Annotated in this window: 29 protein-coding genes; 28 read left to right on the top strand and 1 reads right to left on the bottom strand. The window is 41.1% G+C overall.

The features are described from left to right. Position 1: 1 nt before the first annotated feature. The 13 genes from aroB (at position 2) to MKY84_RS09170 (ending at position 10826) form a co-directional block, all read left to right on the top strand. Positions 2 to 1069 (top strand): 3-dehydroquinate synthase, encoded by a 1068-nt coding sequence (gene aroB, locus MKY84_RS09230; RefSeq protein WP_342525714.1) that lies wholly within the window; start codon positions 2 to 4, stop codon positions 1067 to 1069. Continuing rightward, a complete protein-coding gene (gene aroH, locus MKY84_RS09225; protein WP_342525713.1) occupies positions 1066 to 1431 on the top strand; it encodes a chorismate mutase in 366 nt (121 codons plus the stop codon). Before aroB ends, aroH begins: the two co-directional genes overlap by 4 nt. 9 nt (positions 1432 to 1440) lie before the next feature. Continuing rightward, positions 1441 to 2538 carry a histidinol-phosphate transaminase gene (hisC, locus tag MKY84_RS09220; protein WP_342525712.1) on the top strand — a complete coding sequence of 366 codons (1098 nt, stop codon included), beginning with the start codon at positions 1441 to 1443 and terminating at the stop codon, positions 2536 to 2538. A gap of 5 nt (positions 2539 to 2543) precedes the next feature. Beyond that, entirely contained in the window at positions 2544 to 3632 is a 1089-nt protein-coding gene (locus MKY84_RS09215) for a prephenate dehydrogenase (RefSeq protein ID WP_342525711.1), read from the top strand. Between the two features lie 13 nt (positions 3633 to 3645). Continuing rightward, positions 3646 to 4935 carry a 3-phosphoshikimate 1-carboxyvinyltransferase gene (gene aroA / locus MKY84_RS09210; protein WP_342525710.1) on the top strand — a complete coding sequence of 430 codons (1290 nt, stop codon included), beginning with the start codon at positions 3646 to 3648 and terminating at the stop codon, positions 4933 to 4935. Between the two features lie 70 nt (positions 4936 to 5005). Continuing rightward, on the top strand, positions 5006 to 6244 hold the full coding sequence (locus MKY84_RS09205) for a tetratricopeptide repeat protein (RefSeq protein ID WP_342525709.1): 1239 nt from the start codon (positions 5006 to 5008) through the stop codon (positions 6242 to 6244). Positions 6245 to 6257: 13 nt separating this feature from the next. After that, entirely contained in the window at positions 6258 to 6809 is a 552-nt protein-coding gene (locus tag MKY84_RS09200; protein ID WP_342525708.1) for a ReoY family proteolytic degradation factor, read from the top strand. 1 nt (position 6810) lies between these two features. Continuing rightward, positions 6811 to 7251 (top strand): DUF2487 family protein, encoded by a 441-nt coding sequence (locus MKY84_RS09195; protein ID WP_342525707.1) that lies wholly within the window; start codon positions 6811 to 6813, stop codon positions 7249 to 7251. A 174-nt stretch (positions 7252 to 7425) separates the two neighbouring features. Beyond that, positions 7426 to 7932 (top strand): ubiquinol-cytochrome c reductase iron-sulfur subunit, encoded by a 507-nt coding sequence (locus tag MKY84_RS09190; protein WP_342525706.1) that lies wholly within the window; start codon positions 7426 to 7428, stop codon positions 7930 to 7932. Positions 7933 to 7950: 18 nt separating this feature from the next. Beyond that, on the top strand, positions 7951 to 8625 hold the full coding sequence (locus MKY84_RS09185) for a cytochrome b6 (RefSeq protein WP_204589164.1): 675 nt from the start codon (positions 7951 to 7953) through the stop codon (positions 8623 to 8625). 38 nt (positions 8626 to 8663) lie between these two features. Next, positions 8664 to 9443, top strand: coding sequence for a c-type cytochrome (locus MKY84_RS09180; RefSeq protein ID WP_342525705.1), 780 nt, complete (start codon positions 8664 to 8666; stop codon positions 9441 to 9443). 63 nt (positions 9444 to 9506) lie between these two features. Further along, complete coding sequence (locus tag MKY84_RS09175; protein ID WP_342525704.1) at positions 9507 to 10115, top strand: DUF1405 domain-containing protein; 609 nt, start codon at positions 9507 to 9509, stop codon at positions 10113 to 10115. Positions 10116 to 10148: 33 nt separating this feature from the next. After that, positions 10149 to 10826 carry a zinc metallopeptidase gene (locus tag MKY84_RS09170; RefSeq protein ID WP_342525703.1) on the top strand — a complete coding sequence of 226 codons (678 nt, stop codon included), beginning with the start codon at positions 10149 to 10151 and terminating at the stop codon, positions 10824 to 10826. 335 nt (positions 10827 to 11161) lie between these two features. On the opposite strand, the gene MKY84_RS09165 is transcribed toward MKY84_RS09170, so the two are convergent. Next, positions 11162 to 12031: a YitT family protein gene (locus MKY84_RS09165; RefSeq protein ID WP_342525702.1), complete on the bottom strand. Its 870-nt coding sequence runs from the start codon at positions 12029 to 12031 to the stop codon at positions 11162 to 11164. 90 nt (positions 12032 to 12121) lie between these two features. Between MKY84_RS09165 and MKY84_RS09160 the strand changes: the two genes are divergently transcribed. The 15 genes from MKY84_RS09160 to nth all read left to right on the top strand — a co-directional run bounded on the left by MKY84_RS09160 (position 12122) and on the right by nth (position 25265). After that, positions 12122 to 12454 carry a nucleotide pyrophosphohydrolase gene (locus MKY84_RS09160; RefSeq protein ID WP_342525701.1) on the top strand — a complete coding sequence of 111 codons (333 nt, stop codon included), beginning with the start codon at positions 12122 to 12124 and terminating at the stop codon, positions 12452 to 12454. After that, positions 12455 to 13222, top strand: a complete 768-nt coding sequence (gene dapB / locus MKY84_RS09155) for a 4-hydroxy-tetrahydrodipicolinate reductase (protein ID WP_342525700.1) — start codon at positions 12455 to 12457, stop codon at positions 13220 to 13222. A gap of 11 nt (positions 13223 to 13233) precedes the next feature. After that, complete coding sequence (gene mgsA / locus MKY84_RS09150; RefSeq protein WP_342525699.1) at positions 13234 to 13641, top strand: methylglyoxal synthase; 408 nt, start codon at positions 13234 to 13236, stop codon at positions 13639 to 13641. After that, positions 13631 to 14779 carry an N-acetyl-alpha-D-glucosaminyl L-malate synthase BshA gene (gene bshA / locus MKY84_RS09145; protein ID WP_342525698.1) on the top strand — a complete coding sequence of 383 codons (1149 nt, stop codon included), beginning with the start codon at positions 13631 to 13633 and terminating at the stop codon, positions 14777 to 14779. The genes mgsA and bshA overlap by 11 nt, the downstream gene beginning before the upstream one ends. Beyond that, positions 14769 to 15911, top strand: coding sequence for a CCA tRNA nucleotidyltransferase (locus tag MKY84_RS09140; protein ID WP_342525697.1), 1143 nt, complete (start codon positions 14769 to 14771; stop codon positions 15909 to 15911). Before bshA ends, MKY84_RS09140 begins: the two co-directional genes overlap by 11 nt. After that, the gene (locus MKY84_RS09135) at positions 15901 to 16893 is read left to right on the top strand and encodes a biotin--[acetyl-CoA-carboxylase] ligase (protein ID WP_342525696.1); all 993 of its coding nucleotides are present in this window, start codon (positions 15901 to 15903) and stop codon (positions 16891 to 16893) included. Before MKY84_RS09140 ends, MKY84_RS09135 begins: the two co-directional genes overlap by 11 nt. A gap of 199 nt (positions 16894 to 17092) precedes the next feature. Continuing rightward, positions 17093 to 17929 carry a 3-methyl-2-oxobutanoate hydroxymethyltransferase gene (gene panB, locus MKY84_RS09130; RefSeq protein WP_342525695.1) on the top strand — a complete coding sequence of 279 codons (837 nt, stop codon included), beginning with the start codon at positions 17093 to 17095 and terminating at the stop codon, positions 17927 to 17929. Further along, a complete protein-coding gene (panC, locus tag MKY84_RS09125) occupies positions 17926 to 18786 on the top strand; it encodes a pantoate--beta-alanine ligase (protein WP_342525694.1) in 861 nt (286 codons plus the stop codon). Before panB ends, panC begins: the two co-directional genes overlap by 4 nt. After that, on the top strand, positions 18764 to 19147 hold the full coding sequence (panD, locus tag MKY84_RS09120) for an aspartate 1-decarboxylase (RefSeq protein ID WP_342525693.1): 384 nt from the start codon (positions 18764 to 18766) through the stop codon (positions 19145 to 19147). Before panC ends, panD begins: the two co-directional genes overlap by 23 nt. Positions 19148 to 19232: 85 nt before the next feature. Beyond that, the gene (locus MKY84_RS09115; RefSeq protein ID WP_342525692.1) at positions 19233 to 21911 is read left to right on the top strand and encodes a helicase C-terminal domain-containing protein; all 2679 of its coding nucleotides are present in this window, start codon (positions 19233 to 19235) and stop codon (positions 21909 to 21911) included. 26 nt (positions 21912 to 21937) lie between these two features. After that, complete coding sequence (locus MKY84_RS09110) at positions 21938 to 22108, top strand: YpmA family protein (protein ID WP_342528879.1); 171 nt, start codon at positions 21938 to 21940, stop codon at positions 22106 to 22108. Then, positions 22105 to 22587 carry a hypothetical protein gene (locus MKY84_RS09105; RefSeq protein WP_342525691.1) on the top strand — a complete coding sequence of 161 codons (483 nt, stop codon included), beginning with the start codon at positions 22105 to 22107 and terminating at the stop codon, positions 22585 to 22587. Before MKY84_RS09110 ends, MKY84_RS09105 begins: the two co-directional genes overlap by 4 nt. 13 nt (positions 22588 to 22600) lie before the next feature. Next, on the top strand, positions 22601 to 23896 hold the full coding sequence (gene asnS / locus MKY84_RS09100) for an asparagine--tRNA ligase (protein WP_342525690.1): 1296 nt from the start codon (positions 22601 to 22603) through the stop codon (positions 23894 to 23896). Between the two features lie 12 nt (positions 23897 to 23908). After that, on the top strand, positions 23909 to 24613 hold the full coding sequence (locus MKY84_RS09095; protein ID WP_342525689.1) for a DnaD domain-containing protein: 705 nt from the start codon (positions 23909 to 23911) through the stop codon (positions 24611 to 24613). 1 nt (position 24614) lies between these two features. Continuing rightward, positions 24615 to 25265: an endonuclease III gene (gene nth / locus MKY84_RS09090; protein ID WP_342528878.1), complete on the top strand. Its 651-nt coding sequence runs from the start codon at positions 24615 to 24617 to the stop codon at positions 25263 to 25265. The last annotated feature ends 30 nt before the right edge of the window (positions 25266 to 25295 follow it).

The following is a 25295-nucleotide window of genomic DNA, read 5'->3' as shown; positions in this document are numbered from 1 at the left end:
AATGGAACTAACCATTCACACTACGAACACTTCTTATCCCGTGATTTTAATGCAAGGGGCTCTTCAATCGATTTCTAAAGTATTGCCTACTGACTATGATCAATTGGTTGTATTTGCCGATCAGCATGTCTGGACGCTTCATGGCGAAGAATTTAGAGAACAACTTGACGTTGACTTCAACCTACACCTTGTTCGTTCAGGAGAGTCCACAAAAACGCTAGTAAGCTATGAGCAATCAATGACATTCTTGCTTGAGAACAATGTCTCAAGAAAGTCCGTGATTCTTGCGTTCGGCGGAGGGGCTATTGGGGACTTTGCTGGTTTTGTTGCGGCGACTTATATGAGAGGTATCCCTTTTATTCAAATCCCTACGACTATTCTTGCACATGACAGTGCTGTTGGAGGAAAGACTGGCATTAACCATAGTCTCGGAAAGAACATGATTGGTGCGTTTCATCAACCACTCGGTGTTCTGTATGACCCAAAGTTTTTAGCAACGCTGCCGGATAGTGAAGTGCGCTCTGGGTTCTCAGAGGTCATCAAACACGCGTTTCTTTCAGATGCGGTATGGGCGAATGAGCTTCAGTCGGTTACTTCCATCACAAAATTGCGAAGTCTAGATTGGCAGTCTGAGCTCGCAAAAGGCATCCAAGTAAAAGCGAAAATTGTCGAACAAGACGAAAAAGAAACATCCGTGCGCAAGTATCTCAACCTTGGTCATACGTATGGTCATGCGTTAGAAGCTCTTGCCGGGTTCGGCCGGTTAAAGCATGGAGAAGCCGTTGCCATTGGACTTGTCATGACATTTTACTTGAGTGGACTTCCCGAGCTTGCATCCAACTGGTTCAAGCAGCTTTCTAAGCTTGGCTATCCAGTAGATGCTGTACGCCAATTTCCTATAGAAGAAATCTTAACGTATATCAAAAAAGACAAAAAAAATAGCGGCAGTGACATTCAGTTTGTACTTTTGCATGACATCGGTGAGCCCTATGTGGCTATCGTACATGAAGAAGCGATTCGAATGGCACATGACCGTTTAGTGAACTTAGTAGAGGAGGAGCGAACATGATACGAGGAGTGCGAGGAGCAACTACAATCCCAGTTGATCAGGCCGACCAAATTCTTATCGCTACTCAAGAGCTTGCGATGGAAATGGCACGCGCAAATGCTATTCAAGCCGAGGATGTGGCGTCTGTTATTATTTCCACAACCCCTGATGTCATTTCAGCTTTTCCAGCAAAAGCTGTACGAACGATCAAAGGGTGGGAGTATGTACCGGTTATGTGCATGCATGAAATGTCCGTTGCCGAGAGTCTGCCACGATGCATTCGAATAATGATGCATGTCAATACAACAGTAGCTCAAAACCAAGTAGAACATATATACTTGAATGAGGCAGTGACATTGCGCCCAGACTTAGTGAAGAAATGAGGAATTGCATTGAAGTTTAAAAAGCAATTAGCGGGTTTACAGGCATATAAACCAGGCAGAACTATGGAAGAGGTGAAAAAGCAATTCGGTCTAAATCAAGTTATTAAATTAGCCTCTAATGAAAATCCTCTTGGATCATCTCCAAAAGTACGTGAGTATTTGGCCACACAATCTATTGATTTTGCTCTCTATCCAGACGGGTATGCGCAAACGATTCGTGATGCAGTTGCCGAACACTTAACTGTGAAACCTACACAACTGATCTTTGGAAACGGTTCGGATGAAGTGATTTTACTTGTTGCTCGTGCATTATTATCACCTGAAGTGAACACGATTGCGGCAGATATCACGTTCAGCCAATATGCACACAATGCAAAGATTGAAGGAGCGGACTTCATTGCAGTTCCGTTGAAAGAAGATGGCACACACGATTTAGAGACGATGCTTCAAAAAGTAACAGATCAAACAGCAGTCGTGTGGATCTGTAATCCGAATAATCCAACCGGTTCATTGACGCCTTCTTCCGCTATTTATTCATTCCTTCAAAAAGCTCCAAACGATGTTCTTGTCGTCTTGGATGAAGCGTATTTCGAATATGTGGACTCAGAAGACTATATCAATCCACTACAATGGCTTGAGGAATTTCCGAACCTCTTGATTTTACGAACATTCTCAAAAGCATACGGATTAGCAGCTTTCCGTATAGGATACGGAATTGGTTCAGAACAAGTGATTGCGCAGTTAGAGCCGACTCGTGAACCATTCAACAATACAACACTAAGTCAAGACGTGGCACAAGTGGCACTTCAAGACCAGCAGTTTATTACGTATACAATTGAACAAAATAAACAAGAAAAACAGCGCTACGTAGCGTTCTGTGACAAACACGGTCTAAGCTATTACCCAACGCAGACAAACTTTATATTGATTGACATTCAACAAGACAGTGATGAAGCATTCCAGTACTTGATGTCTAAAGGCTACATTGTACGAAGTGGTAACGCACTTGGCCTTCCTGGAACATTGCGCATCACAATTGGAACACCGGAACAAAATGAAGGACTCTTAAATGAGTTGGAGCACCTAGTTTTAAAACAGGAAGTGTGAGGGAAATGAAAACGAAAGTAGTTGTCGTCGGACTTGGTTTAATCGGTGGAAGCTTATCGCTAGCTCTCCGGAGAAATCCAGAGTGTCATGTAATTGGTTTTGATGTCGATGCCAATACTGTCCGAACAGCACGAAGACTTGATGTGATCGATGAAATGGCCTACTCGCTTGCACGCTCTGTGCGTGAAGCCGACATCGTGATTTTTGCGACTCCGGTCAATACAACAAAAGAATTGCTACAAGAGGCTAATAAGTGGACGATGAAGCCAGATGCTTATATTGTCGACACGGGAAGTACGAAAAAAGAGATTGTCGACTTGGCAAATGAATTGGAGTTACCATTTATCGGTGGCCATCCAATGGCGGGTTCCCACAAAAGTGGAGTGGAAGCAGCGCGAGCGCACCTGTTCGAGAATGCTTATTTTGTTTTATGTCCCTCTACTAAAAGTTCAAAAGAACAACTAGCGGCGTTCAAACAACTCCTGGCTCCTACTAAAGCTAAAGTGGTAGAAGTGACCGCTGAAGAGCATGATGAGATGACGGCCACTGTTAGTCATTTCCCACATCTTGTGGCATCCTCTCTTGTTCACCAGTTGGCAGCAAAATCAAAAAACCCACTGACAAAGCGTTTGGCAGCCGGAGGATTTCGTGATACAACACGTATTGCTTCTGCAAATCCTGTCATGTGGAGAGACATTACACTGCAAAACCGTGATCAACTCTTGGATCAATTAGATAGTTGGTTAGAAGAGATGCAACGTGTGAGAGAGTTGGTTGCTAAAGGTGATGCTACGGCTATCGAAAAGTATTACGTAGTGGCGAAGCAAGAACGTGATGTGTTGCCGATTCACACACAAGGAGCATTGTATAGTACCTTTGACCTTTACATAGATGTCCCTGATTATCCAGGTGTGATTTCTGAAGTGACTGGTCTATTGGCAACTCACAAGATTAGTATTCTAAACATCCGTATTATTGAGACTCGTGATGATTTGTTTGGTATTTTAGTTATCAGTATGCAGTCAGATGAAGATCGCGAGCGAGCGATGGACTGTATTCATCAAGAAACATCTTATGAAACGTATATAGCGTAAGGGAAGTGATTGTGTGAAGAGTTTACATTATACGGGGAGTTTACAAGGAACTCTTTCTATCCCAGGAGATAAGTCTATTTCTCACCGGTCTATTTTATTTGGTGCGATGGCTAACGGCGTGACGACCGTTGAAGGCTTTTTGCAAAGTGACGATTGTCTCAGCACGATTGACTGTGTCCGAAAGTTTGGGGTAGAGGTCACGGTTGATGACGACCAGGTCACAGTAAACAGTCAAGGAATTGAAGAGTGGAATGAACCGGATTCAATTTTGTATACAGGAAATTCTGGAACCACTACTCGATTATTAGCGGGGGTTTTAGCTTCTTCAGAAATTGCTACCGTTATGATTGGGGATGAGTCGATTCAAAAGCGTCCTATGAAGCGGGTGACGGCACCTCTTAAACTAATGGGTGCATCAATAATTGGACGTCAAGATGGCAATTTCACACCACTTGCCATTCAAGGGCAAACATTACAAGCAATTGATTATCTAATGCCTGTCGCATCTGCTCAAGTGAAGTCTGCCATTTTACTGGCTGCACTTCGAGCACAAGGGACTACACATGTTACTGAACAAGAACAGTCCCGTAATCATACTGAAAAGATGCTCCAACACTTTGGGGTTAAAGTAGAACAAACTGCAAATCGTATATCATTAGAGGGCGGTCAGAAGTTGACCCCTGCTCACATTGTAGTACCAGGGGATATCTCCTCTGCAGCATTTTGGTTGGTAGCAAGTGCAATCACAAATGGCTCTCATGTGATTTTGAATAATGTTGGCTTGAATCCAACTCGAGATGGCATTGTTGAAGTGTTAAAAGAAATGGGTGCCGACCTTCAAATTATGGCGGCAAGTTCTAGTTCTCACGAAGAACTAGGTACTCTAGAAATTCGCTCAAGCACTTTAAAGTCCACTGAAATCAGTGGTGACATGATTCCACGCTTGATTGACGAGATTCCAATTATTGCTCTTTTAGCTACTCAAGCAACTGGGGTGACCATTATTCGAGATGCGGAAGAATTGAAAGTAAAAGAGACGAATCGAATCGATGCAGTTGTAACTGAACTTAAAAAGTTAGGTGCTTCGATTGAATCTACTGACGATGGAATGGTCATAACAGGACCTACACCTCTAAATGGCGGGACCATTACTACATACGGAGATCACCGTATTGGAATGATGGGGGCCATTGCTTCGCTTATTTCTTCTGAAGCTATTGTGTTAGACAATCCTGAATGTATTGCTGTTAGCTACCCTACTTTTTTTGACCATCTAACTGAACTGACGACAGGCTCTCTCTAGAGTCTGTCTTCTTTTTGTTTTCAACGATTTCGTGTAAACTAAGGACAAGAAAGAAGTGATTGATATGAAAATGAATGAAATTCTCCGTCAAATTGAGACGGGAAATGAAGAGTGGCAAGCGCAGCTTGAAGCGTTCTTGCTCTCAGCTGAACCAGAGGAAATTTATCAAACTTCAGAACATGTTGCAGCTTATGGATTCGTTGAAGAAGCTATTCGCATGTTGGAACACCTTGCTTATTTATTTCCCGAAGAAGATCAACTAAAGGTTGATCAAGCGCTTTGGATGTTTGAAGTCGGCAAAGAAGACTCCGCATTAGAGCTACTTCAACAAGTGCCCTCTCACTCTGATACTTACCCTCAAGTGCTGTTAGCTATGGCAGACTATTACCAAATGACAGGTTTATACGAAGTAGCTGAACAAAAACTTGATGAAGCAACCCGTCTAGTTCCCAATGAACCGATTCTCCAGCTAGCAAAAGCAGAATTGAAAAGGGAAACAGGACGTTATTTAGAAGCGGCTCGTCTATATGAAGACTTGTGGACGTTGCGGGACGACTTACAGCATGTCAATTTAGCTCTTAAGCTTGCAGAGACTTACTCAGCTGGAGCGGCTTATGAAGAGGCTATTCCTTACTTTAAAGAAGCACTACAGGCAGGAGAAGCTCCTGATGTGATGTTCCAATATGGCTATGCATTATTCCAGTCCCAAATGTACCAAGAAGCTATTAACCAACTGGATGAAGTATTAGGTGCAGATCCAGATTATTATTCAGCCTATTTGCTTTCGGCCCAAGCTTATGCCATGCTCGAGCAGAATGAACAAGCACTTGAGCGTATCGAACAGGGAATCGCTAAAGACTCGTTTGAAAAAGAATATTATCTGTTTGCGGGGAAAATAGCTTTAAAACTGGGTTTACAACAAAAAGCGCAAGATTATTTTAGCCAGGCCATTGCTTTAGATCATGAATATATTGATGGAATTTTACATTTGGTACAAGTGCACATGCATCAAGAAGATTATGAAGCAGTTATTCAGTTAGCCCAGGACGTGCAAACTGATGGTGCGATTCTGTCATCACTCTATCCTTACTTAGCAGAAAGTCATAATCAACTTGAAAATTACACACAAGCATACGAGTTCTATCAGCTCGCATACACTGAACAAAAAGAAGATGTCTATTTTCTTGAAAAATATGCATACTTCTTACTAGAAGAAGGAAAGCGCGATGAAGCCAAAACTGTGATTCAACAGTTACTTTCTTTAGATCCCCAAGCAACCGAGTGGAGCACGATGTTAGACCAACTATAGGAGGGACCAACCTATGACTGCTTCGGTAACGGCAAATGAAAAACGTGATTTTGTGAAATGGTTGCTGACTAATTTTCAAATGAAGCGTCGAGAGAGTGTTTGGATTTTGAATTATTTAATGAGTCATGATGAATTGCTAGAAAATGTCCATTTTGTTGAGGGAGTGGAACATTGTCCACGTGGTATGATGATTTCAACCACCTCCTCTACCGGTGCACCGTTTCGCTTCTATAAAGGAACCATCGTCTCTGCCGATGCAGAAAAGTCCTTTCATGATATGCGTCTACATCCTGACCAACCGATGTATATTGAACTGAAGTTTCCTGAAAAAAGACGGGTTCCAGAATTTATAGCGGTGTTAGAAGACAATCCATTTTTACCAATGAATGAAGAACTCAAACATATGGACCGAGTCACTGCCGATCAGGTGGTCGATAGTTCTTTAAAACATTACCAGCTTGCCCAGCTGGAAAAGGCCATCGATCAAGCACTAGATTCACAAGACCGTGACTTGTTCGAAGAACTTTCACGAAAATACCAACAACTTCAATCGGAGGTCGATTAATATGTACTTTACTGGAAAAGACAGCGCTCAGTTTTTGCAACAAACCGAGTACATCGATACTGCCCTTGTCCCTTTGCTGTCCATTGACTTAACAAAAGAGACGCTGCAAAATGCCGCGTCTCAATCTGATTATGTATTATCACTAACTAACGTACTAGAAAATCAATTTAAAGGGAGAATAGTTTCTTTCCCTTCTTTTAGTTATGTCGAAGGACAACCGAAAGAGCAGTTATTTAACGAGTGGAAAAGTGCATTCGCTGCCTCACCATTTCGTCATGTTATTTTTCTGACAGGAGATGCTGCTTGGACACAAGTCGACAGCTCGATTTTATGGACACCAACGATTCCATTAGATTCTATGGACTCTAAAATGAAAACTAAAATACTAGATGACCAGGCTCGTCAAATCATTCCTCGTATAGCGGAAATTTGGAATACATAATTAAGAAAATCGTTTTGTGGCAAGGATTCAACAAATGTTCACAAACTGTCGAATTCACCCTCAGCCATTATTGATTTTATCGCTTGGTTAAAGTATCATTGAACTGTCCTAGTATTATTTTATTCACGCAAGTATGTCCTTTGGACTGACCTTTACGTTAGAGGGGGGAAACCGATGAGCAACAACAAAGTAACAAGACGTCAATTTTTAAGCTACACGCTTACTGGTCTTGGCGGATTTATGGCGGCAGGTATGATGATGCCAATGGTTCGTTTTGCAATTGACCCTGTACTTCAGAAAAGTGAAGGCGGAGATTACGTACTTACGGATCTTGCTGTCGCAGATATTACTGAAGAACCAACTCGTGTCGATTTCAATTTCGAACAAATTGATGCATGGTATTCATCTGAAGTAACTAGTACTGCATGGGTTTACAAGAGTGGAGATACAATCGTAGCATTGTCGCCAATCTGTAAGCATTTAGGCTGTACAGTAAGCTGGGCTGGAGATAGCGCTTACCCAGATGAGTTCTTCTGTGCTTGTCACGCAGGCCGTTATGAGAAGAGCGGTAAAAACATTCCAGGTACACCACCTCGCGGACCGCTAGATATGTTTGAAGTACGTGAAAGTGCTGATGGTCTACTAGAAATTGGGAATGCCGTTCCAAATACATTAGGGTAATAAAGGGGGTACGACATCGTGCTGAACAAGATTTATGATTGGGTAGATGAGCGTCTCGATATTACACCAATTTGGCGTGACATCGCAGACCATGAAGTTCCAGAACACGTAAACCCTGCACACCACTTTTCGGCGTTTGTGTATTGTTTCGGAGGATTAACGTTCTTTGTTACAGTTATTCAAATTCTTTCAGGTATGTTCTTAACAATGTACTATGTGCCGGATATTGAAAATGCATGGAATTCCGTTTACTATCTTCAAAATGAAGTAGCATTCGGTGAAATCGTTCGCGGAATGCACCACTGGGGAGCCTCACTTGTAATCGTGATGATGTTCCTTCATACCTTGCGAGTTTTCTTCACAGGATCTTACAAGAAACCTCGTGAATTAAACTGGATGGTAGGAGTAGGAATCTTTGGGATCATGCTTGGTCTTGGATTTACGGGTTACTTACTACCATGGGATATGAAAGCTTTATTTGCAACAAAAGTAGGTATTGAAATCGCTGCATCTGTACCGTTTATCGGTGGAGCAATCAAAACATTACTTGCAGGGGACGAAGTAATTCTTGGAGCGCAGACATTAACACGTTTCTTCGCCATCCACGTATTCTTCTTACCAGCAGCATTGTTCGGATTACTAGCAGCTCACTTTATCTTAATTCGTCGTCAAGGTATTTCAGGTCCACTATAATAGGTTAGTGGAAAAAAGGATAACAAGGAGGGGACTTCATGCATCGCGGAAAAGGTTTAAAATTCGTGGGTGACTCTCGAGTTCTGCATCCATCTAGCCGTAAGAAAAAGGGACCTAAAGATTACTCTGAGTATCCAGGGAAAACAGAAGCATTCTGGCCAGACTTTCTACTAAAAGAATGGTTGATTGGTTCAGTATTCTTAGTAGGTTATCTAATTTTAACGGTATCGCATCCAGCACCACTGGAGCGTCAAGCAGATCCGACTGACACTGCATATACTGCATTACCAGACTGGTATTTCTTATTCTTATACCAACTTTTAAAGTATGAATTTGCATCAGGACCATGGAACATTATTGGTGCTATCGTTATTCCAGGTATCGCATTTATGGCACTACTTCTTGTACCATTCTTAGATACTTCAAAAGAACGTCGTCCGTTCAAGCGTCCTTTACCAACAGGCTTTATGCTCTTAGCTATCGCTTCTATGATTTTCTTAACTTGGGAATCAGTAGTAAACGTAGACTGGGATGCAAAACGTGCAGCTGGTGAAATTCGTGAAGAAGTTGCAGTTGAATTCGATGAAAATTCTGAAGGTTATCAATTGTACTCCACTTCATCCTGTATAGGATGTCACGGGAATGCATTTGAAGGTGGACTTGGACCTACATTAGTAGGCACAGAGCTATCAGCTGAAGAAATTTATGAAATCGCTGTTAATGGTATTGGTACAATGCCAGCTGGTACTTACCAAGGAACAGATGAAGAGCTTCAACAGCTTTCAGAATTCATCTCTACTTTAGAACCAGCAGAATAAAGAGTAAAAGAGAGTCAGTGATGACTCTCTTTTTTTTAGCACTAAATGTGGAGGAGATTACATATGATGACATGGATTCGTGCAATCTTATATAATAAATCATTTATGTGGCTATTATTTGTTGTCAATTTAGTAGGAACCGTTTATGGTTACTACTGGTACAAAGGTCAACTTTCCATAACAGATCCTATCTACTACTTATTTGTTCCTGACAGCCCGACAGCTAGTCTATTTTTTACGCTTGCTTTATTAGGCTGGCTGCTGGGGAAAAACTGGCGACTAATTGAAGCCCTAGCTCTTGTAACTTTGGTCAAATATGGCTTATGGGCGGTAGTCATGAATCTACTTACAATTGGTGTAGACGGTCCAATTGGGCCTGTAGGTTGGATGCTTGTTATTTCTCATTTCGGTATGGCCGTTCAAGCAATCCTCTATTTTCCATGGTATCGATTTGGTTGGGTAGCCCTGAGTCTCGCAGCCATCTGGACGCTTCACAATGATGTGATTGATTATGTATTTGGTCAAATGCCTATCTATCGCTCTTTACTTGAGTTTGCACCACAAATTGGTTACTTTACATTTTGGCTATCCGTTGCTTGTTTAGCCATCGCTGGGTCAAATATAAGCACAAAGCGATACATGTCATTTGATAATTCGGATCAAACGCTTTAAAATAAAGTTATATCAGAAAAGAGGGGGAAAACAGTGGGTTTTCTAATTTACTTTGCTGTTCTATTGATTTTACCGATTTATGCTCAATTTAAAGTAAAGAGTACGTATAAACGTTATTCTAAAGTACGCTCGACATCTGGGATGACAGGAGCTCAAGTGGCTCGTAAAATTCTAGATGCTCATGACTTACAGGATGTACAAGTAGTTGAAAGTCGCGGGTTTTTGAGTGATCATTACAATCCAATGACTCGTATTGTAGCGTTATCTTCACATAACTTCCATGAGGCTTCTGTTGCAGGAGCTGCGATTGCTGCCCATGAAGTTGGACACGCGATTCAACATAAAGAAGCTTATTCGTTCTTGACTTTCCGACACAAGCTTGTGCCGGTTGCTAACATTTCTTCTAACGCTTCATGGATTTTCATTATGATTGGTATTTTCTCTACCATTCCTGAAATGTTATTAGTAGGTATTGGTCTATTAGCAGCTGGGGTTGTATTCCAACTTGTTACATTGCCAGTTGAGTTTAATGCTTCAAGTCGTGCTATGAATGAAATGGTCAGCTTAAACTTGATACGTAATGAAGAAGAGCGTCATGCTAAAAAAGTATTGAATGCAGCGGCTATGACTTATGTGGCAGCAGCAGCAGTAGCTGTTCTTGAGCTAGTGCGTTTGATTTTAATCTACACAGGTATGTCACGTAGCGAATAAATAGAAAAACTGCTTAGAGCAAAATGCTCTAAGCAGTTTTTCTGTGATTACTCGGCATTTCTGGGCAAGCCTGTTCCACTTTTCTAGTTGTCTAGTTTCACAGGCTAGAAATACACTCCCAAATCTGTCGCACCCGCAGAGACGAAGAGAGTCTCTACGGGCACGCCAGATTCACTCGGCATTTCTGTTCAAGCCTGTTCCACTTTTCTAGTTGTCTAGTTCCACAGGCTAGAAATACACTCCCAAATCTGTCGCACCCGCAGAGACGAAGAGAGTCTCTACGGGCACGCCAGATTCACTCGGCATTTCTGTTCAAGCCTGTTCCACTTTTCTAGTTAATCAAATGGTTTCTTATTTTCATCCAGCGTGAAGCCCTCACCCATGACATCTTTTACATCGACAATCGAAACAAATGCGTGCGGGTCGACAGAAGTAATAATATTCTTTAAACGCACAATCTCGTTGCGTCCTATGACACAATACAACATTTCACGTTTTGCTTTCGAATAGAATCCGTGACCATCTAAAATCGTAACTCCACGGTCCATTTCTGTGCCAATTCGTTCCGCAATGGATTGTTGATGATCTGAGATTATGAAAGCGCCACGAGCAGAATAGGCACCTTCTTGCACAAAATCAATCACACGTGCCCCCACAAAGACGGCTACTAATGTATACATCATTGAGCGCTCATCTAAAAATGTAAGCCAAGATAACAAAATAACAAATGCATCAAACAAGAACATGGTTTTTCCCATGCTCCAGCCCACATATTTATGGACAAGTCGTGCTAAAATATCTACGCCACCTGTTGTACCACCATATCTAAAGATAATACCTAAGCCTACACCTACAAATACTCCAGCAAATAAAGAAGCAAGGAACAAATCATCTTGTAATCCAATTTGCACCTCATAAACTTGGAATAGTTTTAAAAATACAGAGACGCTCAGTGTCCCAATCAACGTGTATAAAAATACTTTTCGACCAAGCAGTTTCCAACCGATAAAAAACATGGGAATATTTAATAATAAGTTCATTAAAGCTACGTCCCATCCCAATACAAAATAAAGAATTAATGTGATACCTGAGAAGCCACCTTCACCAAGTTCATTTTGAATATTAAAATGAACAAAGCCAAAGCTAAATATAGCAGCGCCAAGTATGATAAAAAAGATATTTTTAAGTTTCAGTCCTACTTTCATTCCATCCACCTCATCAATCATTATCTGTTATTTAATTCGCTTTGACAACAACAGTTTCAATGGCTAGGATTAACTACAGGGAGTGGTAATATGAATCAAAAAACAATGCAAGAAATGCAACAACAGGTAGATACATATATTGGTCAATTTAAAGAAGGCTATTTTCCCCCAATGGAGTTATTAGCGAGACTTACGGAAGAGCTTGGAGAGCTTTCGAGAGAAGTTCAACATCTCTATGGAATGAAAAAAAAGAAAAGCACGGAAGCAGAAAAGGCATTGGAAGAGGAATTAGGTGATTTTTTATTTGTTCTCATTTGTTTTGCCAATTCAGAGAAAATTGATATGCAGAGAGCCTTAGATCAAGTGATGCACAAATTTGAAACACGTGATCAAGACCGCTGGACAAAAAAGGAGATGGAGTAAATGATTCGCGTCGCACTAGCAGGCCCTCGTGGTAAAATGGGAGCAGAGGCACTAGAAATGATTGAACAACAGGACGGATTTGAATTGGTCGGTTTATTAGATTCAAAAGTTACCGATGAATTAAGTGACTATCCTGTATTCATTAGTATTCTTGATTTATTGAAAGAGACAAACCCACAAGTGTTGATTGATTTAACTACTCCAGAGCTAGGTATGAGTCACACTACCGAGGCAATTCGTCACGGCGTAAGACCTGTAGTAGGAACAACTGGATTCACTCCAGACGATTTAGAACAGCTGAACCAACTTTGTGAAGAGTATAAGGTTGGGTGCATTATTGCGCCTAATTTCTCGATAGGTGCCGTTTTAATGATGAGATTTGCGGAACAAGCTGCGCGTTACATGCAGGACGTGGAAATTATTGAGATGCACCATAATCAAAAGCTAGATGCACCTTCAGGGACCGCTATTAAAACTGCAGAACTTATTCAGACCAACCGTGTGTCGCACCGACAAGGCCATGAAAATGAAGAAGAGGCACTGCAGGGGGCACGAGGCGCAGATATTGAAGGGATTAAATTACACAGTGTTCGGCTACCAGGTTTAGTGGCGCACCAACAAGTCTTGTTTGGGGGCGAGGGACAACTTTTAACTTTACGTCATGACTCCTTTACTCGAGGCTCATTCATGCCAGGGGTTGCACTGTGCGTTAAAGAAGTTATGAAACGAAATGAACTGATTTATGGACTAGAGAACATCATTGATTAGGAGATGGGACTATGCGTATTGCACTAATTGCACATGATAAGAAAAAAGATGATTTGATTCAATTTGTCACAGCTTACCGAGATACGTTATTGAAACATGATTTATATGCAACAGGGACGACAGGGAGCCGTATCGAGAACGAAGTGGGAGTCTCCATTCATAAATTTAAGTCTGGCCCTCTTGGGGGGGACCAACAGATTGGTTCAGCAATAGCCGATAATTTGATGGACATGGTCATCTTCTTCCGTGATCCGTTAACTGCACAGCCTCATGAGCCTGATGTCACAGCGCTAATTCGACTTTGTGATGTTTATCAAATTCCACTGGCTACTAACATGGGAACTGCTGAAGTTTTATTAAAAGGTATAGAAGAAGGCTTTTTAGACTGGCGTCTTTTGGAGGACCGTCGTGACCGATAATCAAAAGAAATTAAAAATCGGTATTACCTGTTATCCCACGGTCGGGGGTTCAGGAATTATTGCTACTGAGCTAGGAAAACAGCTGGCCCAAAAAGGACATGAAATTCACTTTATCACATCAAGTATGCCTTTTCGCTTAAAAGGTTTTTATCAATCGATAACTTATCATGAAGTAGAAGTAAATAATTACTCTGTATTTCAATATGCACCTTACGATATTGCACTTGCCAACAAAATAGCCGAAGTCATTGATGAAGAGCAACTAGATGTCCTGCACATGCATTACGCGATTCCTCATGCAGTTTGTGCAATTTTGGCACGAGACATGGCTAAAAGAGACGTAGGAATTGTGACGACACTTCATGGAACAGATATTACAGTATTGGGTGTAGACTCCTCTCTAAAAGGAGCCATTCGCTATGGTATTGAAAAATCGGACGTGGTGACGGCAGTTTCTAATTCTTTAGCCAATCAAACCAATGATTTACTTGCTCCTGATAGAGAGATTCAGACGGTTTACAATTTTATTGATACCACTGACTATTTCCCTCAGGACGTGAGTCATTTACGAAAAATCCTTGGCATAGGACCTGATGAGAAAGTGCTATTACATGTCTCGAACTTTCGAAAAGTGAAACGTGTGCAGGATATCGTCAAAACATTTTCATACGTTCGCAAGCAAATGCCATGCAAACTAGTACTTGTTGGGGATGGCCCTGAAAGACATCCTATCTTGGAACAGGCAAAGGGGACAGATTACGAACAGGACATCCTGTTTTTAGGCAAACAAGAAAATGTAGCCGAACTTTATGCTTTAGCCGATTTATTCTTGCTGATGTCTGAAAAGGAATCGTTTGGATTGGTTTTATTAGAAGCGATGGCTTGTGGTGTTCCTTGTATCGGAACTGACATTGGCGGAATTCCCGAAGTCATTTCACACGGTTCGAATGGGTACGTTGTTCCTAAAGGTGCAGTAGAACGTGCTGCACTGTTAATTGTTGAATTACTAACCAATGAGAAAAAATATAAAGAATTCCAACAAAACGCTTTGAAAACTGTTGCCAACACATTTAATAATGACCAAATCATTTCACAATATGAAGCTCTCTATTATCAGGTAGCACCAGATGAGAGATAGATGGCCTAGTGCTTATTATGTCTTGAACACTTTACACCAAGCGGGTTACAAAGCCTATGTAGTGGGAGGTGCAGTAAGAGATCACCTCTTAGGTCTCCCTTGTAAAGACTTAGATGTGGCTACAGACGCACTCCCAGAACAAGTCATGGATCTTTTTCATAAAACATTTGCTACGGGTATTGCTCATGGAACCGTTACGGTGGTCCATGAAGAACCGATTGAGGTAACGACTTTTCGCGTAGAATCAGAATATGTGGACAAGCGACGTCCTTCAGAAGTTCAGTTTGTCCGAGAGTTAAGGCAAGATCTTGCTCGCCGAGATTTTACAATTAATGCTATGGCTTTGTCAAAAGAGGAGGAACTGGTCGATTACTTTGATGGCCAGCTTGATCTTCAAAAAAAACAAATTCGAGCTGTTGGGATTGCAGAAGAACGCTTTGAGGAAGACGCCTTGCGTATTTTAAGAGGGATTCGTTTTGCTGCACAACTTTCTTTTACCATCGAGGCTACTACTTTAGAAGCTATGAAGTCAAAAAGCCACCTTCTTACATTCATCGCAAAAGAAAGAGTGAAACAAGAAGTTTCTCAAATTTGGCTTTTTCAAAATCCAGAGATTGCTCTTAGTGAATTGAAAAAAACGTATATGGATGCATCATTACCAGGTAGCTATAGCGTTTTGCCTGTGCGTCATAAACCGTTTCAAATGTCTGCACATGGCTGGGCGTGGTTTCATTTTTTTCAAAAGGATCCTTACACGTTTCCGTATTCAAATAATGAAAAAAGATTAAACGCTGAAGTGAAAAGATTGATCCCCTTATTAGCTGCAAATGGCTGGTCGTATCACTCTGTCTTTAATTTCTCAAAGGACGCACTAGTTGTTGCACACGAAATTATGATGGACGAATCCAAGTTTGTTTCGTTAAGTGATTTAGACGTTTGGTTAGAACAAGCTCCGATTCGTCATCTCGAAGAATTAGCGCTATCAGGCACAGAACTTATGAAGCTTACTGGGCTTAAAGCGGGGCCTTGGATTAAGCAAGTCAAACATCAACTTGCAGACGAAATTCTTGGCGAGCGACTTGAAAATTCTCAATCAGCTCTAGAAAAGTGGGTGAACGAGCATGTCAAATAAGGCAAAAATCATCGAATACTTAGCACAGGCTTCCACACCATTGTCAGGGGAACAATTGTCGCAGCAATTAGGAGTTTCGCGCACTATGGTGTGGAAATATATCCAACTTTTAAATGAAGAAGGGTACTCTATTCAAGCTATCAAGAAAAAAGGATATGTCTTACATGGTCTATCCAATCAACTAACGAAAGAGAATCTCGATTACTATCTGACGACGCGTCACTTTGCTCGGGAGTTTACAAGTTTTGAAACATGTAATTCCACACAAATTGTTGCAAATGAACAGTTGTTGCAACGAGATGTAGCTCATGGAGCCGTTTTTGTCAGTGAGGAGCAAACGGCAGGGAAAGGTAGACTAAACCGCCCGTGGTCTTCTTCAAAAGGAAAGGGTCTATGGATGACTTGGGTGCTTAAACCAAATCTTCTGCCTCATGAAGCACCACCCATTACTCTTGTCGTTGCTCTTGCTGTAGCAAAAGCGATTGCCACTACTACGGGTATACAGGTCGACATCAAATGGCCAAATGACTTGCTGATAGATGGGAAGAAGACAGGTGGGATTTTAACGGAACTTCAAGCGACACCCGATAAAATTGAAGCGATTTTAGTTGGTATAGGTCTTAATGTATTGCATGAATCCAATGATTTTGGTGTTGACCTCTCTTCCATTGCCACCTCTTTACAACTCCACTGTGAGCAACCGGTCAATCGACTTCAGCTTCTTGCTGCAGTTGCCTCAGAACTAGAAAGTGCTGTAGAACAATTTGAAACTAGCGGTTTTCAACCATTTCAGCATCAGTGGGAGCAGCACTCCAAGATGATAGGTCAAGAAATCACTGCCACTACCGTGCGCGAAACAATTACAGGGACGGCGGTGGGGTTGAATGAATTCGGCGCCTTACTAGTGTCTACAGACGATGGCGTGAGAACATTATTTTCCGGGGATGTCACTTTGAGTGGAAAACTGGACAGTTTATCATAATATGCTACACTAAAAATGGACAGTATCTTCAATAGAACTGTACCTTGCTCCATCCAGTACCACATGACAACTTATCGCCTTGATCAATAATTTGACAGGGACGGAAAAAACCAACTATGGCTATTTTTCTGCCTCTGCGTCTTTTTTGCAGAGGTTTTTATTATGGTTTTTTCCTCTTATAAAGGAGAGGATAACAAACATGAAGACAACTACTCAATTTACTACTATGAAAAAGAAGGCAGACAAAATCACCATGGTCACCGCCTATGATTATCCATCTGCGAAAGTTGCCGAGCAAGCAGGTGTAGATTTGATTCTAGTGGGTGATTCACTGGGGATGGTCGTGTTAGGGTATGATTCGACCGTTGCGGTCACCGTTGCCGATATGATTCATCACGGCAAAGCCGCAAGAAGAGGAGCACCCGATACATTTTTGATTGTAGACATGCCATTTGGTGTTTGCCATTTATCTTTAGATTTTGCCCTGACTCATGCAATTGACATCATGCAGCAAACAGGGGCGCAGGCTATAAAAATTGAAGGGGCAGGAACAATGCTGCCGTTAATCGAAAAATTAACTGCTGCTGGAATACCAGTTGTGGCCCACCTTGGCTTAACACCACAAAGTGCGGGAGTACTTGGTGGCTTTAAAGTACAGGGGAAAACCTCTCAAGAGGCTTTGAAAATCATTGAAGATGCGAAAAAGACTCAACAAGCTGGGGCATTCATGTTAGTGCTTGAGTGCGTCCCTCATCAATTAGCCAAACAAGTTACTGAGGCACTCACAATTCCGACGATTGGGATCGGTGCAGGAGTGGAAGTTGATGGGCAAGTTCTCGTTTTTCATGATCTCGTTGGGTATGGAAACCATCATATTCCGAAATTTGTAAAACAATTTGCTACTGTTTTTCCATCAATGGAAGCGGCTTTAAAATCGTACGTTCATGAAGTCAAAGAAAAGCAATTTCCAGGTGAAGAACACCAATTTGAGATGCAACAAAGCGAACAAATCTCGCTTTATGGAGGCAAACAATGATAGTTTGTAATTCAAAATCAAGTTTTCGTAAATGGCGCGCTAGCCAGATAGGTCCAGTAGGCTTTGTACCAACAATGGGTTTTTTGCATGAGGGACACGCAGAACTGCTAAAGCGTTCTATAGCAGCAAACAGTGTCACTGTGCTAAGTATCTTCGTGAATCCTACTCAATTTGGTCCTAATGAAGATCTTGACCGCTATCCGAGAGATTTTGAGCGCGATCAGAAATTGGCTGAAGAACTAGGGGTGGATTGCATCTTCTATCCAACAACTGATGACATGTACGATGCGCAAACAACGATCTCTCTTTCAGCTGGAGAGATGGCAAACCGCTTGTGTGGAGCAAGTCGTCCCGGTCATTTCGATGGGGTTCTCCAAGTGGTCACAAAGCTTTTCAACATTGTCCAACCTTCAACCGCTTATTTTGGTCAAAAAGATGCGCAGCAACTTGCACTAATTGACTCACTTGTTAGTGCATTTGATTTTCCACTCACCATTGAGCGAGTTGCAACAATTAGAGAGTCAGACGGACTTGCTAAAAGTTCACGAAACGTCTATTTAACGACTGACGAAAGATCACAAGCTAGTGAACTTTATAAAGCTCTACAACTTGGCAAGACGGCATTCGAAGAAGGGGATAGTCGCGAGCAAACCATTGCACTTGTAAAACAGCATATTTCCTCCAAGACAACAGGTTTAATTGATTACGTAGACCTTTTAACTTACCCTAACTTGGAACCACTAGATACAGGGTCGCAATTTGTGCTAGCCTGCGCGGTCTATTTTTCTAAAGCACGTTTGATTGATAATCTACTAATAGAAAGAGTGAAGAACAATGCTACGTATGATGTTGAATAGTAAAATCCACCGAGCGACTGTAACTGAAGCAGACTTGAATTATGTGGGAAGCATTACAATTGATCAAGACATTTTAGATTCTGTAGGCATGTTACCGAATGAAAAAGTGCATATTGTTAATAATAACAATGGGGCTCGCTTTGAAACATATATCATCTCTGGAAAAAGAGGCAGTGGTGTCATTTGCGTCAATGGAGCTGCAGCGCGCTTAGTCCAACGTGGAGATATCGTGATCATCCTATCCTACGTTTATATGATGAATGAAGAAGCAAAAACGCATAAACCAACCGTAGCAATCATGAATGAGGACAACACAATTAGAGACCTTTTGTCTTACGAGCCAGAAGCAACTATTCTATAATTTGAGAAACAACGCCGTATCAGTCGATGATCGGCGTTTTTATGTTACAATTTTATAGAATCTAACAGTACTGTGAGTGAACAACATGAATGATGTATACGCTGTAGTGGACATTGAAACAACGGGTAGTTCACCTAAAAATGGAGAACGCATAATACAAATAGGGATTGTTCGAATTGAAAATGGCGTCATCACGTCTACGTATTCATCGTTTGTGAATCCCGAAAAATCAATCCCTCCGTTTATTCAAGCATTGACACACATTACAAATGATGATGTGAAAAATGCACCACTCTTTTCAGAGATAGCGGATGAAATACTCAGCCAATTAGAAGGGGCAGTGTTTGTGGCCCACAATGTGAATTTTGATTTTCCGTTTGTGCAAGGAGAACTGAAGCGATTAGAACGTCCACTGCTCAAAAATAAAAAAGTGGATACTGTAGAGTTTGCCCGCTTACTTTTCCCGTCTGCTTTAAGTTATAAATTAAGTGAAATTACAATGGAGCTCGGAATCCCATTAGAAGACGCACATAGAGCAGATGCAGATGCGTACGCTACAGCCGAGCTTTTTTTATTGTGTGTAAAAAAGTTATACAGCCTGCCACTCGGTGCTATTGAGAAGTTGCACAAACGCTGTTTTCGATTGAAATCGCATGTAGCCCCACTATTTTTTGAGGCACTAAAAAAACAACAAACAATCTTACAGCCGGTCGCGCAAATTCAACCGGTCGACATTATAAAAGAGCTGCCACCTTATCCAGTTGAGGATCAAGAAAAGATAGAGTTGCTAAAACAAATCTATCCGGGTGCTCAACAAAGAGACTCTCAACTTCGTTATATGGATTCAGTGCATGTGGCTCTTCATAACAGAAGTGAGGTAGCACTTGAGGCGGAGACAGGAATCGGTAAAACGATGGGGTATTTACTACCTTCGATCTATTTCTCATTAGAGTCTCAAAAGAAGGTGGTCATATCCACGTATACGAACACTTTGATGGATCAGGTGCTTGAAAATGAAGGCGCTAAAATTCAAGCCGCTTTTCCGGGTAGTTTTAAGATTGCCAAATTAAAGTCGTATACACATTACTTGGATAGAGAGCTCTTTGAATTGAGATTAGCCACTGAAGATGAATCATACGATGAGACATTCGCTCTCATGCAATTAGTCGTCTGGTTGGAAGAAACAACAACGGGAGATTTAAGTGAATTAAACAGCACTGGTGGTGGTCAATTGACCATTGATAAAGTCCGTAAGCATAAGCGTACTCCTCAAATTCATCAAGATTTTTATGAGAAGGAGTATCGTCGTGCCCAACAGGCTCATCTCATCGTCACGAATCATGCGATGCTTGCAGGTCAACCTGAGATACTGCGTTCTTTAGAGAAAGATATCGGTGCTGTCATAATTGATGAAGCCCATCATTTTTTAACGGCAGTTCATAAGACGAATGAAAAAGTGATTTCATTTACAGAATGGAAATATTTATTGAGTCAATTTGGTTTTATTGAAAAATCGCAGGTCGGGTGGAAGCTAGAGAAACTTGGTATTCATTCTCATCAGCTTAATAAAATCAAAATGCGCACGGAAACTGTTAATGACTTATTTGATACAATTACCAAGCAATTGACCGAAAGTGCATTGCTAGAACGAACCGTGCGCGGGAACTCCAAAATCACAATTGATCTACAGGCAAGTGAACTTCTGTTTAGTGATTTTGTTCAAGAAGTCAATCGTCTAGTAACAGCTTATGATGAATTTATGTATGGCACTTCACTTCCTTCTGCGACTTTACATGAGGATCTGCTGTTTTGGATCCGAGAACTTCGTATTGCTGCCTACGACTGGGAAGAGTATGTTTCTCAACTATCTAATGAACCGAGTTGGTTAGAAGCAGACAAACGAAGTTTGCCAAGTTCCTTTATTTTTCATCAAAAAAAGCTTCATCATCAAAAGTTTACTGAAGAATTGCTGCAACCTTATCGCACGAACAAAAGTTTAATTTGGACGTCAGGTACTCTGACAGTTCCAAAACAACCCTGGTTTATTTTAGACCAGTTGTATTTACCTCGTGATATGTCGATTCAACGTTTCTTTGCAGAGCCAGATTATTATAAAGGTGCGCAAGTTTTTGTCGTCAATGATGTACCCGATGTCACTCAAGTCGACCAATTCACATTTATAGAATCAATCGCTGATGTTATTATCCAAACAGCCCAAGTCGCAAAAGGTCGGATGTTTGTTCTTTTTACATCGCAAGACATGTTACGAAAAACAGTTGAGTTGATTGAGGATACTAAATTGTTAGAGGATTACTTATTAATTGCACAAGGAATGAATGCAGGTAGTAAGATGCGTATGTTACGAACATTCCAGCGCTTCCCGAAAGCTATATTGTTTGGCACAACTACATTTTGGGAAGGTGTCGATGTTCCTGGAGATGCGCTATCAACCATTTTACTTGTGCGCTTGCCTTTTACAAATCCTGATGATCCTTACTTCAGAAGGAAGGCAGATATTCTTACGAAGGAAGGTCATAATGCCTTTACGAAGTATGCATTACCAGAGGCAATCATTCGATTCCGTCAAGGGTTTGGTCGATTGGTGCGGAATCCAGAAGAAAAAGGCGCATTTATCATTTTAGATCGTCGCATTGAAACGAAGTCGTATGGTAAAGAGTTTTTAGACGCCATTCCACAAGTTCCAAAGCGCCAAGTTTCCGTTGAAACAATGGTCGACAACTTGGAAACTTGGTATAATGACTAAGTATCTTGAAGAAAGCAGGGATTGCAGTGGAATCTAAAATTGAAATCATCCAATCCGTGACCGTTACTTATCAGCAGGATTTATACAAACTTGTCGATGCCCTTAACCGTTCACTAAAACATGATGACCTCATGTTTGGTTTAGCATTAGATAAACAAGATTCTGAAAAAGCGGTTTTCACAATTTACCGCACATGAAGAAAAAGTGGATACTGGCAATTGTAGTGCTACTACTGGTTACGGTCACTTCTAGCTTAGGGATTCTTTATACTTTGGCTAAAAAACCGGAGGAAGCAGAATTTTTGCGTGTTCAAACTCTTGTGATGGACCAAGGACTTCTTACAGAAATCACCGATATGTATGCCTACAATAGCGTGAAAAGTTATGTCACGGTTATTGGACTAACTTCTGAAGCTGAAGAGGTTGCTTATATTCTTGATAAAGAAGACAATCAAACAGCATTTGAAGTGAAGCTAGCAGATGGAATTTCCAAAGAGCAAGCAGAGCAGTTAACGCGCGATGAAGCAGATGTAAATGAAATACTTTCGATCAAACTTGGTCAAGAAGAGATTGGTCCTGTATGGGAAGTGACATATTTGAATTCAAATGACGCACTGAGCTATACATACCTTGATTTCAAAACAGGTGATTGGTGGAAACGTATCTCGAATTTATAAGATGGAGGATGTTATGAAGAAAATTACAATTAATCAAATGCCTTCTCTCATTGGAGAAGAAGTAAAGTTAGGCGCTTGGATTGCCAACAAACGTTCAAGCGGTAAAATTGCCTTTTTACAATTACGTGATGGAACAGGTTTTGTTCAAGGTGTCGTTGTAAAAGCAGATGTAGGGGAAGAACTTTTCCAACAAGCTAAATCGTTAACACAAGAATCATCTGTCTATGTGACAGGAACAGTTACGGAAGATACACGCAACAGTTTTGGTTGTGAAATTCAGGTATCAGGAATTGAAGTATTGTCATTAGCAGAAGATTTTCCGATCACACCAAAAGAACATGGCACAGAGTTCTTAATGGACAATCGTCATGTTTGGTTACGCTCACGTAAACAGCATGCAATCATGAAAATTCGAAATGAAATCATTCGAGCTACTTATGAATTCTTTAATGATCAAGGCTTCGTTAAAATGGATCCACCAATTTTGACAGGATCTGCACCTGAAGGCACATCAGAGCTATTTGCTACTAAGTATTTTGACGAAGATGCGTTTTTATCTCAATCAGGTCAGCTTTACATGGAGGCGGCTGCAATGGCAATGGGCAAAGTATTCTCGTTCGGTCCAACATTCCGTGCTGAAAAATCTAAAACTCGCCGTCACTTAATTGAGTTCTGGATGATTGAACCAGAAATGGCGTTTGTTGAGTTTAATGAAAGTCTTGAAGTACAAGAAAACTATGTCTCTTATATCGTTCAATCCGTTTTGAAAAATTGCCAGTTAGAACTTGAACGTTTAGGACGCGACACTAGTAAACTTGAAGCTATTCAAGCACCATTCCCACGCATCTCTTATGATGAGGCCATTGAATTCTTGCTAGAAAAAGGCTTTGATGATATTAAATGGGGAGATGATTTCGGAGCACCTCATGAGACGGCAATCGCTGAAGCTTATGATAAGCCAGTTTTCATCACGCACTACCCTGTTGGTATTAAACCGTTCTATATGCAACCTCACCCTGAACGTGACGATGTAGTTCTCTGTGCGGATCTAATAGCTCCTGAAGGGTACGGAGAAATTATTGGTGGCTCAGAACGGATTTATGATTATCAATTACTGAAACAACGTATTCAAGAGCACGGATTAGATGAAGCAGCTTATGCTTGGTACTTAGAGCTTCGTAAATATGGAACAGTGCCGCACTCAGGCTTTGGATTAGGCCTTGAGCGCACAGTTGCCTGGATTAGTGGCGCTGAGCATGTAAGGGAGTCTATACCATTCCCACGTCTATTAAATCGTTTATACCCTTAAGGAGGACGCAGTGTGCATAACACGTCGAGTCGCCTGGAACAGTGGATGAAGCAGGGAAATGTAACCATTTCCCAGCTTTTTTTTACTCATTATCGGGCTTTACAGATAACAGATCAAGAAGCCATGGTAGTTTTGCATATTGTGGCCTTTCAACAAGATGGGATTGGATTTCCCACTCCAAATGAAATTTCTAACCGTATGGAGATATCTGACCAACAAGTGTCGTCTATTCTCCAACGTTTGATGCAAAGAGGTTTCCTATTTATTGATCAATCCAAAAAAGACAATATGGTGGAAGAAACCTATACTCTGTTTCAGCTGTGGGAAAGATTAATTGATCATCTTGAACAGCAGGAACAAGCCAATCAAACAAATTCTTCAGAGCAACAAATTGGTGATTTGTTTCGTGTGTTCGAAGAAGAATTCGGTCGTGTCTTTACACCACTTGAGTATGAGACGATTTCTAAGTGGATCGACGAGGATGGTCATTCTGTGGAAGTAATCCGTCAAGCTCTTTTAGAAGCAGTGCTAGCAGAGAAAAAGAGTTTGAAATACATGGATCGTATTTTGTTTGAGTGGAAAAAGAAAAACCTCACAACTTTAGATGCCATTCGAAAACATTCAGAAGGCTTTCATAAATACACTGTAAAAACTACGCCACCTGTTAAAACTACATCGAAAATGCCATTTTACAACTGGTTAGAAGAGAGGGAGTAAGCTGACTACTAAAAAAGAATGGGCAGAAATTTTAGAGAGCATGGAAGAGATGTTTCCAGATGCACACTGTGAACTTGTTCATGAAAATGCTTTTGAACTGGTTATAGCCACTCTTTTGTCTGCTCAGTGTACAGATGTGTTAGTCAATCGAGTAACGAAAGATTTGTTCCAGAAATATAAGACGCCTGAAGATTACTTGGCTGTTCCTGTCGAAGAATTGCAACAGGGTATTCGGTCTATTGGATTGTATCGAAACAAAGCGAAAAATATTCAAAAATTAAGCCGGATGTTGATTGATGACTTTGGTGGTATCGTTCCTGAAGACCGAGATACATTAACATTGTTGCCCGGTGTTGGAAGAAAAACCGCTAATGTAGTGGTCTCAGTCGCTTTCGGAATTCCTGCTCTAGCAGTGGATACACATGTCGAACGCGTATCGAAACGATTGGGTGTTTGTAAATGGAAAGATTCACCTCTACAAGTGGAAGAGACGCTCATGAAAAAAACGCCGAGAGAGCTTTGGTCAAAAGCCCATCATCAGCTTATTTTTTTTGGACGCTATCATTGCAAAGCTCAAAACCCGAATTGTCCTGAATGTCCTTTATTAGAACGATGTCGGGAAGGTAAGAAACGAATGAAAAAGATAATGTAATACTATTTGAGTGGAGAAAGCCACGAAACA

This window comes from Chryseomicrobium sp. FSL W7-1435 (assembly GCF_038595005.1).
Lineage (GTDB): Bacteria > Bacillota > Bacilli > Bacillales_A > Planococcaceae > Chryseomicrobium.
This window is presented reverse-complemented; position numbering and strand designations above follow the sequence as displayed.